The organism is Chitinophaga deserti, assembly GCF_003149455.1.
GTDB classification, from domain to species: domain Bacteria; phylum Bacteroidota; class Bacteroidia; order Chitinophagales; family Chitinophagaceae; genus Chitinophaga; species Chitinophaga deserti.
Map to the genome: position 1 here is coordinate 834223 of NZ_QFFK01000001.1, position 16989 is coordinate 851211.

Here is a 16989-nt window from a genome sequence, read left to right on the forward strand (position 1 = left end):
GATTATTTTTTTACAAGGGAGATTTGTTCGTGATAAGACTGGCGGAGTTTCTGAATGTCGTTGTTCCAGGCCTGAAAGTCTTTGCGCTGTAGTCGCGTATCGCGGATAATGATTTCCTTCCGGTAAATCACCTGTCCGTTTTTGTGCTCGTAAGTTGTGGAGAAAGTATACTTAGACTGATCTATGCGAAGTGCCGGAGGCAGTGACTTCACCTTATAGCCTTCGGGTAACTGGAGCACCGTTTCCTGCACCATACCGCGTTTATAAGGCAGCCAGTAATCATGCCTGCGTTTGAGGGTATCTATTGTTGCATTACTCAATTCCTTCCGGAAATCCATTTCCACATACATCTCTTCTCCAAAAGCACTTACTGCATCTATGTGGGAAAGGTCGTAACTGATCGTGAGGTCTGTATTCCAGTCATGCAGATCGGAGGTGCGGATGTTGGAAATGGTATACTGGCTGTTCCCGTTCGTGAGATATTCCTGTAAAGCTTCTTCCAATTTGGTTTTGCGGATCTGATGTATCTGCGACAATACATTCTCCGTGCATTCACCCGTCATCCGGTGGGTAACATTCCCTGTCAGCTTCTCACCCTCGATCCGCAGTATTCTTTTTTCAGTTTGCCTGTTTTGTTCAAACCCGGGTTCAGGAATACGGGCAAGCTGATAACCTGCACCATTTTCTATGAGTACCTGCCGCCCCTGTATCCGCTCCGCATACTGGCCGAAGCCGATATAGGTTTCCGTTGCATCGAGGAAATAAGTATGGCCGCCGAGGTTAACAGCACAGATCATATGATTGTCTACCGCCAGGCTGGGCATGGAGTAATCGTAAGCTACATGGCGTGTGCCTATCCAGCAAAGGCGTGCATCGAATCCCAGCGAGGCCAGCATCTCGCGTGTGAGGTTAGCCATGCCTTTACAGTCGCCGTACTTTTTAGCGAGCACCTCCTGTGCTTTGACAGGCCTGAAGCCCGCTATACCGTTCTCAAAAGCGATATAGCGGATGTTTTCCTGCATCCAGGTGTAGACGGCTTTAATTTTATCCAGGTCAGTATCCTTGCCCTGCACAATGGATGCTGCAGTGGCCTTCACAGCATCCCGGTCGTTTCCTATATCAGCTACAAGACTATGGTACCAGGAATAAAGGTTTTCCAGGCTCCCGAAGTAAGCGGTATTACCGGAAGGCAATTGCGCACTGTGACTGCAAATCAGGATATGGGGATAGATGTGGCTGGGACCGGGAGCATCGGATTCACTTTTAGAAGGCTGCAGGTTGCTGGCGGTGAAGGTATACACATCCGCTTCCTCTCTGGAATCGAATGATCTGGAAGATTGAATACCGCTGCCGGCGAAGTTCATTTCCCTGATCTCCGCCTTCATCCAGCGGGGTATTACGATGGTAATTTCTTTTGAAGCGGTGAAATACTCCTCCGGGAAGTATATGGCATTGATATACCGGGGATCGAGGGTAGTTTTCTCTATTTCTGCGCGGCTTTCGGTGTTTATCTTTTCGAACGGCAGCATGAAACCGCATATGCGGGCATCGGCATAAAAGATATCTTCGATGGCATAATAACGGTGTTCCGGCTTTACTTTAAAACGGTCGTTATTCACCCAGGCTTTCACTTCATCAATACGGCTGTAATCGTTGTAAAATGCAACTACGGGAATTGTGCCACGGAATTCGTTGCAACGGTAGGTGGTGGAGGATTTTTCTTTTACCCATACCGGGTTTTGCTTATCTCCGCGGGTAAACTCGATTCGTTCCTTTTTTTCCCGGATAATGATATTGGGATTTTCGTCTTCCCTGGCTATGAAGTACGGGGTATGCGGCCCGGCATACACGGATAGCGGTGCCATGCTACAGAGCAAGGCACTGAGGTACAGGGAGATAAGCGTGATACGCATATATTTCGCAAGGTATAAGGAGGTTAAAGATACAGAAAATCTCTATATATTAACCCCTCACCTGCATTTCCCAGTGTGTTATTTTATCATTTGGGCGACCTCATCCATCATGCTTTTCAGAGAGATGATCTCGGTGCCTCCCGGCCCTGGAAAACGGTCGGAACCGGAGTATACTACGAAACGCTTTGTTGCACCAATATCTTCACATCCATGATGAAACCCTTTGGAAACCACCGGGGCCAACGACCTTTTAATTTCAATTGCGTATTTAAACGACGCATTTTTCTCCAGCACCAGATCAATTTCTGCTCCAGCCGCTGTGCGGTAGTAACATGGACTAATTCCTTCCGGCAATACAGATAACAGGTTTTCAATTACAAAGCCTTCCCAACTTGCGCCTACTACCGGATGGCCCAGCAAATCATCAGCATCTGTCAGGTTCAGCAGCGCGTGCATCAATCCGCTGTCCCGGATGTAAACTTTAGGGGATTTGGTTAATCGCTTCCCGATATTGGTTGCCCAGGGTTTTAAAGACCTCAGCAATAATAAATCCTCCAGCAATTCGACATACCGCTTTGCCGTAGGAGCAGACACACTCAGGTTCGCTGCCAATTGAGCAATATTCAACTGGCCTCCCTGGCTATGCGCGAGCATTGTCCATAGTAAGCGGAGACTGTTGGCTGGAATACGATGACCAAATTGTGGAACGTCTCGTTCCAGGTAAGTAGTGATAAAATTAGTCCGCCAGCGGTAACTGGCCGCATCGCTCGCGGCGAGGTAACTATCCGGGAAGCCTCCCCTGAGCCATAATTGCTGCATACTGCCGCTGCCTGCATTCATGATCTCTTCCAGATTGAGTCCTGTCAGCTCTTTGTATGCGATCCGGCCGGCTAATGTTTCTGAGGATTGCTTCAGTAAATCCAGCGATGCCGATCCCAGAATGAGAAACTGGCCGGTTTTCGCGCCTTCACGCTTGCGCTTGTCGATGACTCCCCTTAATACCTGGAAAATTTCCGGCAGCCGTTGAATCTCATCAAGAATGATCAGCTTACCCTTCGTATACTCAAAATATTGTTCAGCTTCATTCAGCTTTATTAAATCCGAAGGATTTTCCAGATCCAGATAAATGGGATCCTGATGCAGGGCTTCAGCAATCTCTATCGCCAGCGTTGTTTTTCCAACCTGCCGTGGCCCCAGCAAACCAACCGCCGGAAACTCTTCCAGCAATTGCTTTACATCCTGTTGAATTAACCGTTTAATCATCCTTGTAAATCTAACACTAAATGTTAGATTTACAAGGTTAAAAGGCTATTTTTATACTTTTACCTTGCAAATCGAATACTAAATGTTAGATTTACAAGGTGAAATCCATTCTTTATGGATCCTAAATTCCCAGAGAAATCCCCTTAAAACAACTTCAACTGGTTGGTAGGCCTGGCAAAAAGGGAAGTATTAAACTCGAACTTGTCCTGGTTCATACCCAGGCGTTTCGTTTGTACCCTAAACTGTTGGCGGATAATGTCGGCTATATTACCATCGCCCCGCATACGGCGGCCAAACTCACTATCGTTCACCTGCCCGCCATGAAGGCTTTCCACCATATGCCATACTTTATCTGCCCGGTCCGGGAAATTCTTATGTAACCAGTCTTTGAATATCACCTGCACGGCATCGTTCAGGCGAACTACCGTGTACCCTGCATACTTCGCCCCGTTTTCGGCAGCCTGTTCCAGCAACCGGGGTATCTCATGATCATTCAGGCCGGGGATAATGGGCGCCGTCATCACACCTACCGGCACCCCCAGTTCAGAAAGCTCCCGGATCACTTTAAGGCGCTGTACACCCGTGGCCGTCCGCGGTTCCATCTTCTGCCGGAGATCCTCCTGCAGGGTGGTAAGGCTCACATACACACAAATGAGGTTATGCTCAGCCATCTTCTGCAAAATGTATTTATCGCGCAGCACGAGTGCATTCTTCGTGATGATACCTACCGGCTGGCGGTATTCCCATGCCACCTCCAGCAACTGCCGGGTAATCCACATCTTACGCTCCAGGGGCTGGTAGCAATCCGTATTCCCGGAAAGGGATAATGGTTTGGGCGTCCAGCTTTTGTTATTGAGGAATTTACGGAGCAGCTCCGGTGCATTTATTTTGGCGACTATCTTCCGTTCAAAATCAAGCCCTGCACTGAAGCCCCAGAACTGGTGGGAATTTCGGGCATAGCAATATATACAACCATGCTCGCAGCCCTGGTAGGGGTTCATGGAATACCACATCCCTACATCGGGACTATCCACTTTATTCACCAGGGTTTTGGCGTTTTCTTCGAAGATCTGGGTAGGAACATCCGCCTGCCACCATTCGTCTATGCCTTCGGGATGCTCCTGAGCGTACTCTTCCGTCAGGAACCGGTTTTTCGGGTTCACCTGGGCGCCCCGGCCTTTATAGTAAGGGAATGATGCGGGTGTATCGCTGAATGGAAGCGTCATATACACTAATTATTTTAGTAAAAATACTAAATTAATTAGTAGATAAAAATTTTATATTATTCCCATCTGACGCATCAGGAAGGTGGCATTTTTATTTCGTGCTATCCCCGGCCGCATGGTATAGTCGAAAAGCAGCATCCCGTTCTCGAGGCTGCTTTCAAAACAATAATTCCGTACCCGCCCCGGGCATTCATTTTCCAACGTTCCCAGTTCCAGATCGTGCGTGGCAATCATACCTGCACAGCGGTATTGCAGGAAGTGCTTCACCAGTTCGCGCGAACCCGTCAGCTTATCTTCTGAATTCGTTCCTTTCAGAATTTCGTCCAGAATTATAAACACTTCTTCCCCGCCTTTCAGCACCGTAATAATCCTTTGCAGCCGCTGCAGCTCTGCCTGAAAATATGAAGTATGCCTTGCGATGGAATCTTTAATACGCATGGATGTCATGATACGCACCGGGTGGCACCTGAACTGCGCTGCGCACACCGGCGCTCCCGCCATGGCCAGCAGCCAGTTTATCCCCACACTCCTTAAGAAGGTACTCTTACCGCTCATGTTCGACCCGGTGATGATGTGGCATTGCTCTGCTGCATCTATCCGCCAGTCGTTCTTCACACATTCCTGCTCCGGGATCAGCGGATGGCCGATGCCCGTGCCGCCGGTACCACTCATTTCACCACCCACTTCCGGATAAATATACTCGGGATGGTTGAAAGCAAACGTAGCCAGACTGTTCGCAGTTTCCATAAGCGCAATCGCCTCCAGCCACTCATCCATGTCGTCCCGGTACTTCTCCTTCCAGCGCTCCATCCTGAATATACAATGGATATCATACAGCATGAGGGAATTCAATATCAGCCCCACCAGCAGGTTCATCCGCTGATCGAGGAGATTACTGATACGGGCAAGCTGATGCAGCGAACGGTCGGCCTCCTGGGCAGTGCGTTTCCTTGCTTCCAGCCAGGGCACTCCTTTCCAGTCTTCCGTACCTATCATCTTCAACAGCACCGCAAACTTTGCCAGCACTTTTTCTTTATTCGACAGTAAAGCATGCTGCGCATTTACCTTCTTTACATTCATCAGCAAAATCCCCCAGTTCACGAACAGCATCAATGTCATCCAGACTACCACACCCGTAACAGCATAATAAATAATCCCCCCCAACAGCAATGCCGGCATCACATAAGCAGCTATCAGCAAACCCTTTTTTCCCAGGAACTCCATAGGTGCGGATTTCCAGAGGCGGATCTCCTTCAGATCGCGCGGGGTTTCATTTGCCAGTTGCGCATGCGCTGTAAAATCCTGCCGGAACCCTATTCTGTGGCTTAGTTCAGCAACCGCTTTCTGTACCGAAATAATCTCTTCAGACGATTGTAATGGCTGCTGAAACCAACCAGCGAGGCGCTGCTTTCCGGAGAGCGTCCCCGTGCGGTTCAGGTGCTGAAACAGCGATGAAGGGCCAAACACATCGAGGTCTCCCGAAAAATCGTGCTGATCGTTGATGAATTCTTCCCCATCTTCAAAATCAGCCCCCTGTCCGGTTACGAGCTTCAATTCCTTTTCATTAAGCAGCAGCAGTGCCTTGTACAGCGCCTGCCTGTCTTTAGCACGCTGATACTGCACCAGTGAAGCAATAAACCCTACAAACATGGCCCCGGCTGCCAGCAGCCATGCCGTATAAAAAGAAGTGGAAAAGTATTTGTATCCGAACCAGGCAATGGCAAGAAAGCAGGCGAGGCGTATCAGCCCCAGGCTTTTCATCCGGCTTTCCGTGGCATTGAGTAAACGTCGGTATTCGTCTATACGTTGTTGATAAGTTTGCGCGATTTGCATGCCTCAAGTTAATGAATCCACACAAAAAAACCGGACGGTTAGCCCGTCCGGTCAGTATTTCAAAATAAAATACGCTATTCTACATATTCCTCCGGTACTGCCCGCCTACTTCATACAGCGCATGGGTGATCTGCCCAAGGGTACAGTATTTCACGGTTTCCATCAGCTGCTCGAACAGGTTACCATTGTCTACCGCTACCTGCTGCAGCTTCTTCAACTGCTCCTCTCCATGATCAGCATGCCGTTCCTGGAAAGCGTTGAGTGCGGTGATCTGGTATTCCTTTTCTTCGGTGGTGGAACGGATTACTTCTGCCGGAATAATAGTGGGGGAACCATTCTTATTGAGGAATGTATTCACGCCGATAATGGGAAATTCTCCCGAATGCTTCAGTGATTCGTAATACAGGCTTTCTTCCTGTATCTTATTGCGCTGATACATCCTTTCCATGGCACCCAGCACGCCGCCACGCTCTGTGATACGGTTGAACTCTGCCAGCACGGCCTCTTCCACCAGGTCGGTCAGTTCTTCAATAAAGAAGCTTCCCTGGTTGGGGTTCTCGTTCTTCGCAGTTCCCAGTTCGCGGTTAATGATCAATTGAATGGCCATTGCCCGGCGCACACTTTCTTCGGTAGGTGTAGTGATGGCCTCGTCGTAAGCGTTTGTGTGAAGGGAGTTACAGTTGTCGTATATGGCATAAAGCGCCTGCAGGGTGGTGCGGATATCGTTGAAGTCGATCTCCTGCGCATGCAGGCTACGGCCGGATGTCTGGATATGATACTTCAGTTTCTGCGACCGGTCGTTTCCTTTGTATTTGTATTTGATGGCCTTCGCCCATATGCGGCGGGCCACACGGCCAATCACGGCATACTCGGGGTCCATACCATTGCTGAAGAAGAAAGACAGGTTAGGCGCGAAATCATCGATATTCATGCCGCGGCTCAGGTAATACTCCACATACGTGAAGCCGTTCGCCAATGTGAAAGCCAGCTGTGTAATAGGGTTAGCGCCTGCTTCTGCAATGTGGTATCCGGAAATACTCACGGAATAGAAGTTGCGGACTTTCTCACGGATGAAATAATCCTGCACATCGCCCATCAGCTTCAATGCAAATTCTGTAGAGAAGATACAGGTATTCTGTGCCTGATCTTCTTTCAGGATATCGGCCTGAACCGTACCGCGTACTGTGCTCAGGGCATAAGCTTTTATCTTCGCATACACTTCCGGCTCCAGTACATCACTGCCGGAAACACCCAGTAACCGCAGGCCCAGCCCGTTATTACCATGCGGCAAATCGCCGTTGTAACGGGGCAGCGGATGGTCTTTGAACTTCTTATTTATAATGGCCTGTACTTTATCTTCCAGTCCTTCTTTCGCTATATACTTTTCACATTCCTGATCAATGGCGGCATTCATGAAGAAGGCGAGCAGGATCGGGGCCGGACCATTAATCGTCATCGACACGGAGGTCTTAGGATCGCAGAGGTCGAAGCCGGAATAGAGTTTCTTGGCATCATCCACCGAAGCAATGCTCACACCGCTGTTTCCTACTTTACCATAAATATCCGGACGGTAAGCAGGGTCTTCCCCGTAAAGGGTTACACTGTCGAATGCAGTGGAAAGACGCTTGGCCGGCTGGTCTACAGATACATAGTGGAAGCGTTTGTTCGTTCTTTCCGGACCGCCTTCCCCGGCAAACATCCTCGTAGGATCTTCCCCTTCACGCTTCAGGGGAAATACCCCTGCTGCATATGGGAACTCTCCCGGCAGGTTTTCTGTAAGCTGCCAGCGGAGGATGTCGCCCCAGTCTTTATACTGCGGCAACGATACTTTGGGAACGCGGGTATGGGAAAGACTCTCACTGAAAAGGGGCAGTTTGATAACCTTGTCCCTTACCTGGAAAGCGTAATGTTCTGCTTTATATTTCTCCACTACAGCAGGCCAACCGGTAATGAGGGCTTTGCATTCAGGGGTAATTTTTTCCTGCACCTGTTTGCTGATCTCTTCCAGTTCGGATGCATGTTTCAGTCCGGGTGTTTTCAATACACCATCGAGCTGGTACCATTGCGTGGCAAGGGCACATTGCTCTTTCACCCAATCGTTATAATCATTACTCGCGGTTGCGATCTCCGACAGGTAGCGCACGCGGGAGGGAGGAATAATGAGTGATTTTGTGGATGTGGCGGTAACCGGTTTATCGGGCTGATCGTCTGTAAAGTGGATACCTGTTTTCTCCGCGATGCGGTGCATCAGGCGGCCAAACAACTGGTTTACCCCGGGGTCATTGAACTGCGAAGCGATGGTGCCTAAAACGGGCAGGTCTTCATCTTTGGCTTCCCATAATCCGTTGTTACGTTTGTATTGTTTACGCACGTCGTGCAGGGCATCGAGCGCGCCGGCTTTATCGAATTTGTTGATGCAGATGAGATCCGCATAATCCAGCATGTTGATTTTCTCCAGCTGGGAAGCTGCGCCGTATTCCGGCGTCATCACGTAGAGGGAAACATCGCAGTAATCCACGATGGCAGTATCGCTCTGGCCGATACCGGATGTTTCGAGGATAATAAAATCGAATGCTGCGGCTTTGCAGATATCAATGGCTTCCTGTATATGCAGACTGATGGCTTTATCGCTTTCGCGGGTAGCGAGGGAGCGCATGTAAGCGCGGGGGTGGTGGATGGAGTTCATCCGGATACGGTCTCCCAGCAGGGCGCCACCGGTTTTCTTCTTGGAGGGGTCTACCGAAATAACGGCGATGGTTTTATCGGTATAGGTGCGAAGGAAGCGGCGGACCAGCTCATCGGTTACGCTGGATTTACCTGCGCCCCCGGTACCGGTGATGCCCAGTACGGGTGTTTTACGGGCAAGGATCTTCAGATCTTCCTGCTGCCCGTTAAGCGCATAATTCTCGGCGTAAGTAATGGCTTTGGCGATCTCCGGAGAATCGTATTGTGTAAGCTTTGCGGGGTCGAGCTTCCACTCGCCCTGCTTAACGGTTTCGAAATCGCATTGGCGGATCACGTCTTCTATCATACCTGCGAGACCGAACTTGCGCCCGTCATCCGGACTATAAATCCTGGCGATGCCATAAGCATGCAGCTCATCGATTTCAATGGGGAGGATGGTACCGCCGCCGCCGCCGAAGATGCGGATATGGCCGCAGCCTTTTTCATTCAGCAGATCGTACATGTACTTAAAAAACTCGATGTGCCCGCCCTGGTACGATGTTACCGCGATACCCTGCGCATCTTCCTGAATGGCACAGTCCACGATTTCAGCCGCTGAGCGGTTATGACCCAGATGGATCACCTCAGCACCGGTGCTCTGCATGATCCGGCGCATAATGTTGATAGCCGCATCGTGCCCGTCGAAAAGGGCCGCTGCGGTTACAATCCTGATTTTGTTGTTCGGTGTATAAGTCATGTTTGACAAAGCTTCTTGTGCCCGGCACGCATCGCGCAGGGAAACATGCAAGTTACGAAAATAGCGGGTGCGGGTGCGGCAGAGATGGAATTTGGAACATTGATTACCAGAACTTCCATTCATTAAAAAATTTCCAACTGCAACCCCTTGCAACTGAAAAAATTGCTAAAATTTCAGCTAAAAACAGGGATGGCAGGTTTCGAAAACATCTAAGCCTGATGAAAGGGGCTTTCGAAAATATCCAACTCCAATTCGATTGCGGTTGCAGGAACTGTAAATGGGCCGCGGCGGGTTTAAATATTCTCCAATACACCCCTGCCCCCCGTCTGATGCGTCTTACGTATATTCAGTTACAACAAAATCGTCCTTACATGGGAATCATCACTTCCGTTATCACTTTTAAAGGCAAAGTGGGCAATATGATTGCCTACGAGCGCAACGGCAAAACCTGCCTGCGCACTGTGCCGGAAACCGTCAGGCAAACGGCCAATACCCGCCGTTCCGCCAAATGGTTCGGCGCTGCCAGCCGTAAAGGCGCCTTTATCCGCAGCGCACTGGCGCCCGATCTCGACATCCTCTGCGATGGCCATGCCGTGAACCGGCTCAACAGTACCATCGTAACCGCTGGCAGGAACAACCACGCTGCCCTGAAAGGCTTCCGCTTCAACGGGCACACGGGGATCGAAAAGTTTTTCCCCGAGCTGCCTGTCTTCTCACAGGATGGTAAGCTGCATATCCCAGCGCAGAAGCTACAGGGCTTTGGAGATGCGGTACGGATGGAAGTAAAGCTCATTGCCACCCGGATCGACTTTACCACCCGCAGCGTTACAGGGATGGATGCGGACGTGCTGCACATCGACCTGGAGCAACCTTTCACAGGAGCGGATTTATCGGTCAGCGTACCCGGCAAAGGAACTTTGCTGGTGACCCTGCAGGTGAGGACCTTCCTGAAAGACGGGGTTTCCTACGACAGAAGGCTTAATGCCGCCGAAATCATCGCCGTGGAAGAAGTGGTAACCCCGGAAGTGGTAGCCCCCAAATCACGCCCCAACAAGCGGCAACCCCACGCTTCACTGGCTACCAAACCCACTATAAACGGTCAGGACCCCGTTCCGCGGGAATAACCCGCAGCCATGAATAAGGATATTTTGTTGTAAGAAGTTCATTATCAATTCATACGGAACCACAATCTACCCGGCAGGCCATCCCTCCGAAAGCCATTCCTATGAGCAGAAGGCACCCTGTTTCCGCCTTTCAGGCCTGTTACCAACTAAACCTTGCCTTCAGATCAAATACACATCACCTCCGCATCAAGTCCACCTCATGTCCACCTCATCTCCGAACTTAATTGTAGGTTACTACGTAGTTACTACACAGATACTCCATAGATACTATATAGATACCAGCATGTAATACCATACTATATCCCTCTTTTAACCCTTAATTACCCCCCTAATAACTGTCTTTTATTCCCGTCATCATTCCCCAACTGCCCAGCCTCCCCATGCTCAACACCATACTTTCCCGGCCACGGAGGCGGGGTGATCGCAACCTTCTCGTCTGTTACAAGCCCTAATACCCGGCTAAATGTCAACCCAATACTTCCACAGCCAATTGGCTTTTAACCCTGTTACACCTGGTCTATACCCCATGTCTTCCCGCTCCGGCCTGATGCATTGCACCTGATTACCTAACCGTCAATACATACATTCCCCTATACGGAGGCGTCTCCACCGCGAGTGCACGTCTGCTACAAGCCCTAAAACCCGGCTAAATAATTCCACTGTTAATTGCCTTTGATCCCGGCCTCCCACTTATTCAGAGCCACCACATTGCATACTTTCCCCGGCACGGAGGTGCCTATATGCCCCCGGATCACTTTACTGGGAATACTCAAAACCATGGAACCGGATACCTGAAATGAAAACAGGCTGTCCGGTAAGAAACAGCCTGTTTAATGAAAGACTTGTGAGTCCTGCATCACAACGTGGAATTTGATAAAATGCAATATAAAGAGTTGACGAACTCGCCATACCGGCGATAATTAGTTTATCTGGCTCACGCCACGGGTTCTCTCCTGAATGTCGTCTGTTGATTAATTAGTTGGATTTAGATCTGGCCTCTGCTTACGGGAATACACTCCTTTTGCAATACTGTGTATCTCGTACACAATCTTAATTAAAAGTTTGTTAAAAAACAATTTTCCGCCCGGCTTTTCTAAAATAATATCACATACCCTTTACCCCACTTGTAGGGCAAAGGCTTCCCCAAACCCTTTACAGTAAAGGATTCAGGCCAACTTAATAAATTCGGTTAAAAAGGTAAAATCCTATTAAAAACCAAGGCTTTTTTTGTGCTGCAGGTTGTACTTCTCGTGGTTGAATTTATAGAGCCTCGCTGGCCTGTGGCGCACATCCTTTTCCTCTTCATTCAAATCCACCAGGTAATCCATCGCAAAAAACTTCTTCCGAAAATTGCGGCGGTCCAGCTTCACATCAAGAATAGCTTCATACAGGTTCTGCAGATCGCGGAGGGAGAACTTCTTGGGCAGCAGATTAAAGCCCACCGGCTGATCGATCACCTTTGCCTGAAGCCGCTGATAGCAGGTATCCAGGATATCTTTATGATCGAAAGCCATCTCGTGAATATCTTTCACGGCATGCCAGTGCAGCTCGTTCTCCTGCGTTTTTAACTCTGCATGCTGGATGTTGATGAGGGAATAAAAAGCGATAGTGACTACACGCCCCGCAGGGTGCCGGTTAATGCCCCCAAAGGCCTGCACCTGCTCCATATACAGATCTTCCAACCCGGTACGGTCGCGCAGTACGCGGTATGCTGCCGTCTCCAGATCTTCGTCCGGATGCACAATATCGCCCAGCAAAGAGGGTTTGCCTTTGTACTCTTTCAGATCAGACTTGATCAATAGTACTTTCAGTTCGTTTTCATCGAAACCGAAGATTACACAATCGACGGAAATAGCCGCCATGAAATAATCCCTGATCTCGATGCGGTGCGTGTTAATGTTTTTGGTGTGCATACAGCATAATCGTGGAATAGTCAATAATATGCGGCGCATCAGCGGGGCGCCTGATAACGTGGCTTACCGTAAATATAGGTAGCTATAATCTTAGTTGCGGGTATTTTATCTTCCGCTACCTTCATAATGTCCTGATTGAGGATAACAAAATCGGCATACCTCCCCGGGGCCAGACTGCCTTTGCGGCCTTCTTCAAACGATGCCTGTGCGGCCCACAGCGTCATTCCTTTCAAAGCTTCCGAACGGCTGAGTGCATTCTCCATCTGGAAGCCTCCTGTAGGATATCCTGCCGTATCTTTTCTTGCTACCGCGGCATAGAACGTACGTATGGGTTCTATGTGCTCTACCGGGAAATCTGTTCCCAAAGGTAACCATCCTGTCTGGTTCATGAGGTCTCTGAAAGCATATGCGTTCTTTACGCGCTTATCGCCCAGCCGCTCTTCGGCCCAGTACATATCTGATGTGGCATGGGTTGGCTGCACGGAGGGAACGATGCTGTATTCCCCGAACCAGCGCCGGTCAATAGAATCTACCACCTGTGCATGCTCGATGCGCCAGCGCCGGTCGTTACGGCCCTTCAGCACATTGGCGTACACCTGTAAGATAATACGGTTTGCAGAATCACCAATGGCATGGGTACACATCTGAATATCTGACCCGGCCAGCAACCCAGCCATGGCTGCGAAATATGCAGAATCCTTCCTCATAAACCCTTTCCAGCCCGCTTTATCCGCGTAATCATGCTTCAGGCAGGCGCCTCTGGATCCCAGTGCCCCGTCTCCATAAAACTTAACACTGCGCACTAGCAGGTTCCCTTTTTCATAAGGACCGTTCTTCAATATCCAGTCTATGTTTTCTTCGGAATCGCTGAGCATCACATTCAGGCGGAGGTTGAGCCGGTTGGAAGTGAGCAGTTTCTCCAGCAGCCGCATTTCGGGGAGAGACAGGCCGCAGTCTGTTATACTTGTTATACCTGCCTGCAAACAGTTACGTTCTGCAGCCAGCAGCGAGGCAATCACTGCAGCCGTATCAGCATCGGGAATTATTTTGGAAACACCGGCAATGGCATTATCTATCAGAATACCAGTCATAGCCCCGTTCTTCACTTCCACTGATCCGCCACCATCTGTAGAAGCCGGAGTGATACCAGCCAGTTTAATGGCAGCCTGGTTTACCAATGCAGCATGCCCGTCTACCCGCTCCAGGAACACGGGGCGGTCGGGGAACATACGGTCGAGGGCCGATTTATCGGGGTAAGCTTTTACGGGCCAGTCGTTCTGATCCCATCCCCGGCCTATGATCCAGCCTTTGGGATTCCTGGCGGCAAAGTCGCGTACACGGTTCAGGGTTTCGTCCCAGCTTTTAGCACCGGTCAGGTCTACCATCCGCAGAGAAGCAGCATAGCCTACAAAGTGCGCGTGTGCATCATTGAAGCCCGGTACAATGGTGCCTCCCTGCGCATCCAGCTCTTCTTTAGCAGCAAAGCGTTCGGTCATTTCCTTATCGGAGCCAGTTGCCACAATCATACCATCCTTCACGGCCATGGCCTGCATTACCCTGAAACCGGTATCTACCGTATAAATAACAGCATTTCTGACGAGGAGGTCCGTTGGTTCTTTACGTTTACAGGCAAAAAGCAGGATAGCAAGTGCAACAAGGCAGCTGTGTTTCATGGTAAGAAATTATACGCGCGTGGTAACTAAAGTTTAAATTTACGCCAGACTTTTGATTTATCCAGATACATCATGTACGCCAAAGACATTGAAATTTCGCTCGCCAATGAGGCTAAAGCGCTACTGTCCGGCAGAACGGACACGCCGCAGGCACTTGCCGATTCCCTGCGCCAGGTGATCCGCCACAGCGACTGGCGGTATTATGTGCAGGACGATCCCGTGCTGAGCGATGAAGAATACGACCGCCTGTTTGCCATGCTCAAGAAGCTCGAACAGGACCATCCGGAGCTGGTAACGCCAGACTCTCCCACCAAACGTGTAGCCCAGGGACTTACCAAAAACTTCCCTACGGTGCAGCACCTCGTGCCCATGCTCAGCCTCGAGAACTCTTATAATGCAGACGACCTTCTCGACTGGGACCGTAAAAACCGGGAAGCTTCCGGCCTCACTGAAATCGAATACTGTGTAGAACCTAAGTTCGACGGTGCCAGCATTTCCCTCATTTATGAAAACGATATGCTGGAGCGCGGCGCTACTCGTGGCGATGGGGTGCAGGGAGATGATATTACGGTGAACATCCGCCAGATACGTTCCATCCCCCTGTCTGCCAACTTCTCAAAGTTCGGTATTCAGCAGATCGAACTGCGTGGTGAAGTGCTCATCAATAAAAAAACCTTCGCCCGCCTCAACGAACAGCGTGCAGCTGATAACCAGCCCCCGCTGGCCAATCCCCGCAATGCGGCCTCCGGATCACTCCGTATTGTAGACCCGCAGGAAGTAGCACGCCGCGGCCTCGAAGCGTTCCTCTATCATATGAGCTTCCATACCATGAACGATGGCATGGAAGAACCCGCTGCTATCCAGACACACAGTAATACGCTCGATATGCTCTGGCAGCTTGGCTTCCGCAGTCCGGCCAAAGAAATGAAAGCGGTGAAAGGCATCGATGCCGTGATCGCTTACTGTGCTGAATTTGAAGCGCACCGCGATGATCTGCCTTATGAGATAGATGGTATGGTGATCAAAGTAAATGACTACCAGCTGCAGGATAAACTGGGGATGACCACGCACCACCCCCGTTGGGCGATGGCTTACAAATTCAAAGCCCGCCAGGCTACCAGCATCCTCCGTGATGTGGAGTTCCAGGTAGGCCGTACCGGCTCCATTACTCCCGTGGCCAAGATCGATCCTGTGCCCATTGGCGGTGTTACCGTGGCTTCCGTAAGCCTGTTCAATGAAGACGTGATCCGCGAAAAAGATCTCAAAATAGGCGACCGCGTACTCGTGGAAAGAGCCGGTGATGTGATCCCCTACATCGTAAAATCCGTTGCCGACCTTCGGGATGGCACTGAAAAAGATATCCTCTTCCCGAAAGAATGCCCGGTTTGTAAAGACCCGCTTTTTAAACCGGAAGGCGAAAGCGTATGGCGTTGCGTAAACATCAACTGCGAAGCGCAGGTGGTAGAGCGGATGATCCATTTTGTCAGTAAAGATGCCATGGACATCCGGAGCCTCGGAGAAAGCAATGTGCGTAAATTCTACGGACTGAACTTACTTCATGATGTGCCCGGTATTTATGCGCTCGACTTCGAGGCCATCAGCAAGCTGGAAGGCTTCGGCCCTAAATCGATCGCTAACCTGCAATCTGCCATAGAGGCGTCGCGGAGCCAGCCGCTGCACCGGTTAATCTTTGGCTTAGGTATCCGGTATGTGGGAGAAACCACGGCCAAAACCCTTGCCAACTCCGTGTCTCATTTGCTCGACCTCGCTAATTATACAGAAGAGCAGTTGCTGGCACTGGAAGATATCGGTCCTAAAGTAGCAGGCAGCGTACGGCAGTTTTTCCTGAATGAAGACAACATACACATGTTGCAGAAGCTGGAAACACTTGGACTGAACCTCGCCAGCAGCAAAGGCTCCCGGTCTGAAGAAGGTACCCTCAGCGGACAAACCTTCCTTTTTACCGGCACCCTCCACAAACTGAAACGCAGCGATGCCGAAGCCATGGTGGAAGCACAGGGCGGCAAGATACTCAGTGGCGTAAGCAGCAAACTCAACTACCTCATTGTAGGAGAAGATGCAGGCAGCAAACTGGAGAAAGCAAAGAAGATAAATACCGTTAAAATTCTGACGGAAGATGAATTCATAAATATGGTACAATGACCGATGAGCATTTCATGCGCCAGGCCATAAAAGAAGCGCGCGTGGCAGAAGAGAAGGGAGAAGTACCCATCGGCGCAGTAGTGGTGATGAACGGACAGGTGATTGGCCGCGGGCACAACCAGGTGGAGATGTTGAACGATTGTACCGCGCATGCGGAAATGATTGCACTTACATCCGCATTCAATTACCTCGGTTCCAAATACCTAATGGAGGCAACGCTTTACGTAACGCTGGAGCCATGTGTAATGTGTGCAGGAGCATTGTATTGGAGCAAAATTGCCCGTATTGTGTATGCAGCGGAAGATGAAAAGAACGGCTACCGCCGTGTTACCGAAGGCAGATCGCCCTTTCATCCGAAAACCAAAGTGGAAAGCGGATTGCTGGGGGATGAAAGCCTGCAGATGGTGAAGGACTTCTTCCAGCGGCGAAGGAAATAATGACAGAAAAAATCAACGGCGGC

10 protein-coding genes are annotated in these 16989 nt (G+C 50.1%); 3 read left to right on the forward strand and 7 right to left on the reverse strand.

What is annotated here, in order from left to right; translation table 11 throughout:
- Window positions 1-2: 2 nt before the first annotated feature.
- The 5 genes from DEV76_RS03310 to DEV76_RS03330 form a co-directional block, all read right to left on the reverse strand.
- A complete protein-coding gene (locus DEV76_RS03310) occupies window positions 3-1913 on the reverse strand; it encodes a transglutaminase-like domain-containing protein (protein ID WP_109695041.1) in 1911 nt (636 codons plus the stop codon).
- Between the two features lie 78 nt (window positions 1914-1991).
- A complete protein-coding gene (locus tag DEV76_RS03315) occupies window positions 1992-3176 on the reverse strand; it encodes an ATP-binding protein (protein WP_109695043.1) in 1185 nt (394 codons plus the stop codon).
- A gap of 143 nt (window positions 3177-3319) precedes the next feature.
- Window positions 3320-4402 carry a PA0069 family radical SAM protein gene (locus tag DEV76_RS03320; protein ID WP_109695045.1) on the reverse strand — a complete coding sequence of 361 codons (1083 nt, stop codon included), beginning with the start codon at window positions 4400-4402 and terminating at the stop codon, window positions 3320-3322.
- A gap of 51 nt (window positions 4403-4453) precedes the next feature.
- Window positions 4454-6235, reverse strand: coding sequence for a MutS-related protein (locus tag DEV76_RS03325; RefSeq protein ID WP_109695047.1), 1782 nt, complete (start codon window positions 6233-6235; stop codon window positions 4454-4456).
- A 79-nt stretch (window positions 6236-6314) separates the two neighbouring features.
- Complete coding sequence (locus DEV76_RS03330; RefSeq protein ID WP_109695049.1) at window positions 6315-9656, reverse strand: methylmalonyl-CoA mutase family protein; 3342 nt, start codon at window positions 9654-9656, stop codon at window positions 6315-6317.
- A gap of 371 nt (window positions 9657-10027) precedes the next feature.
- On the opposite strand from DEV76_RS03330, the gene DEV76_RS03335 reads away from it, so the two are divergent.
- Entirely contained in the window at window positions 10028-10780 is a 753-nt protein-coding gene (locus DEV76_RS03335; RefSeq protein ID WP_109695051.1) for a hypothetical protein, read from the forward strand.
- A gap of 1208 nt (window positions 10781-11988) precedes the next feature.
- Here the strand turns inward: DEV76_RS03335 and DEV76_RS03340 are convergent.
- Both DEV76_RS03340 and DEV76_RS03345 read right to left on the reverse strand, forming a co-directional pair.
- Window positions 11989-12693: an NUDIX hydrolase gene (locus DEV76_RS03340; RefSeq protein WP_109695052.1), complete on the reverse strand. Its 705-nt coding sequence runs from the start codon at window positions 12691-12693 to the stop codon at window positions 11989-11991.
- A gap of 38 nt (window positions 12694-12731) precedes the next feature.
- Window positions 12732-14366 (reverse strand): amidohydrolase, encoded by a 1635-nt coding sequence (locus DEV76_RS03345; RefSeq protein WP_109695054.1) that lies wholly within the window; start codon window positions 14364-14366, stop codon window positions 12732-12734.
- Window positions 14367-14438: 72 nt separating this feature from the next.
- On the opposite strand from DEV76_RS03345, the gene ligA reads away from it, so the two are divergent.
- Together ligA and DEV76_RS03355 are read left to right on the forward strand one after the other, a co-directional pair.
- Window positions 14439-16529, forward strand: coding sequence for an NAD-dependent DNA ligase LigA (gene ligA / locus DEV76_RS03350; protein WP_109695056.1), 2091 nt, complete (start codon window positions 14439-14441; stop codon window positions 16527-16529).
- On the forward strand, window positions 16526-16966 hold the full coding sequence (locus DEV76_RS03355) for a nucleoside deaminase (RefSeq protein WP_109695058.1): 441 nt from the start codon (window positions 16526-16528) through the stop codon (window positions 16964-16966). Before ligA ends, DEV76_RS03355 begins: the two co-directional genes overlap by 4 nt.
- Window positions 16967-16989 lie beyond the last annotated feature (23 nt).

Coding starts and splice junctions, on each gene's coding strand:
- DEV76_RS03330 (WP_109695049.1), bottom strand. CDS start 9,656: ATGACTTATACACCGAACAACAAAATCAGGATTGTAACCGCAGCGGCC.
- DEV76_RS03340 (WP_109695052.1), bottom strand. CDS start 12,693: ATGCACACCAAAAACATTAACACGCACCGCATCGAGATCAGGGATTAT.
- ligA (WP_109695056.1), top strand. CDS start 14,439: ATGTACGCCAAAGACATTGAAATTTCGCTCGCCAATGAGGCTAAAGCG.
- DEV76_RS03320 (WP_109695045.1), bottom strand. CDS start 4,402: ATGACGCTTCCATTCAGCGATACACCCGCATCATTCCCTTACTATAAA.
- DEV76_RS03355 (WP_109695058.1), top strand. CDS start 16,526: ATGACCGATGAGCATTTCATGCGCCAGGCCATAAAAGAAGCGCGCGTG.
- DEV76_RS03345 (WP_109695054.1), bottom strand. CDS start 14,366: ATGAAACACAGCTGCCTTGTTGCACTTGCTATCCTGCTTTTTGCCTGT.
- DEV76_RS03335 (WP_109695051.1), top strand. CDS start 10,028: ATGGGAATCATCACTTCCGTTATCACTTTTAAAGGCAAAGTGGGCAAT.
- DEV76_RS03310 (WP_109695041.1), bottom strand. CDS start 1,913: ATGCGTATCACGCTTATCTCCCTGTACCTCAGTGCCTTGCTCTGTAGC.
- DEV76_RS03315 (WP_109695043.1), bottom strand. CDS start 3,176: ATGATTAAACGGTTAATTCAACAGGATGTAAAGCAATTGCTGGAAGAG.
- DEV76_RS03325 (WP_109695047.1), bottom strand. CDS start 6,235: ATGCAAATCGCGCAAACTTATCAACAACGTATAGACGAATACCGACGT.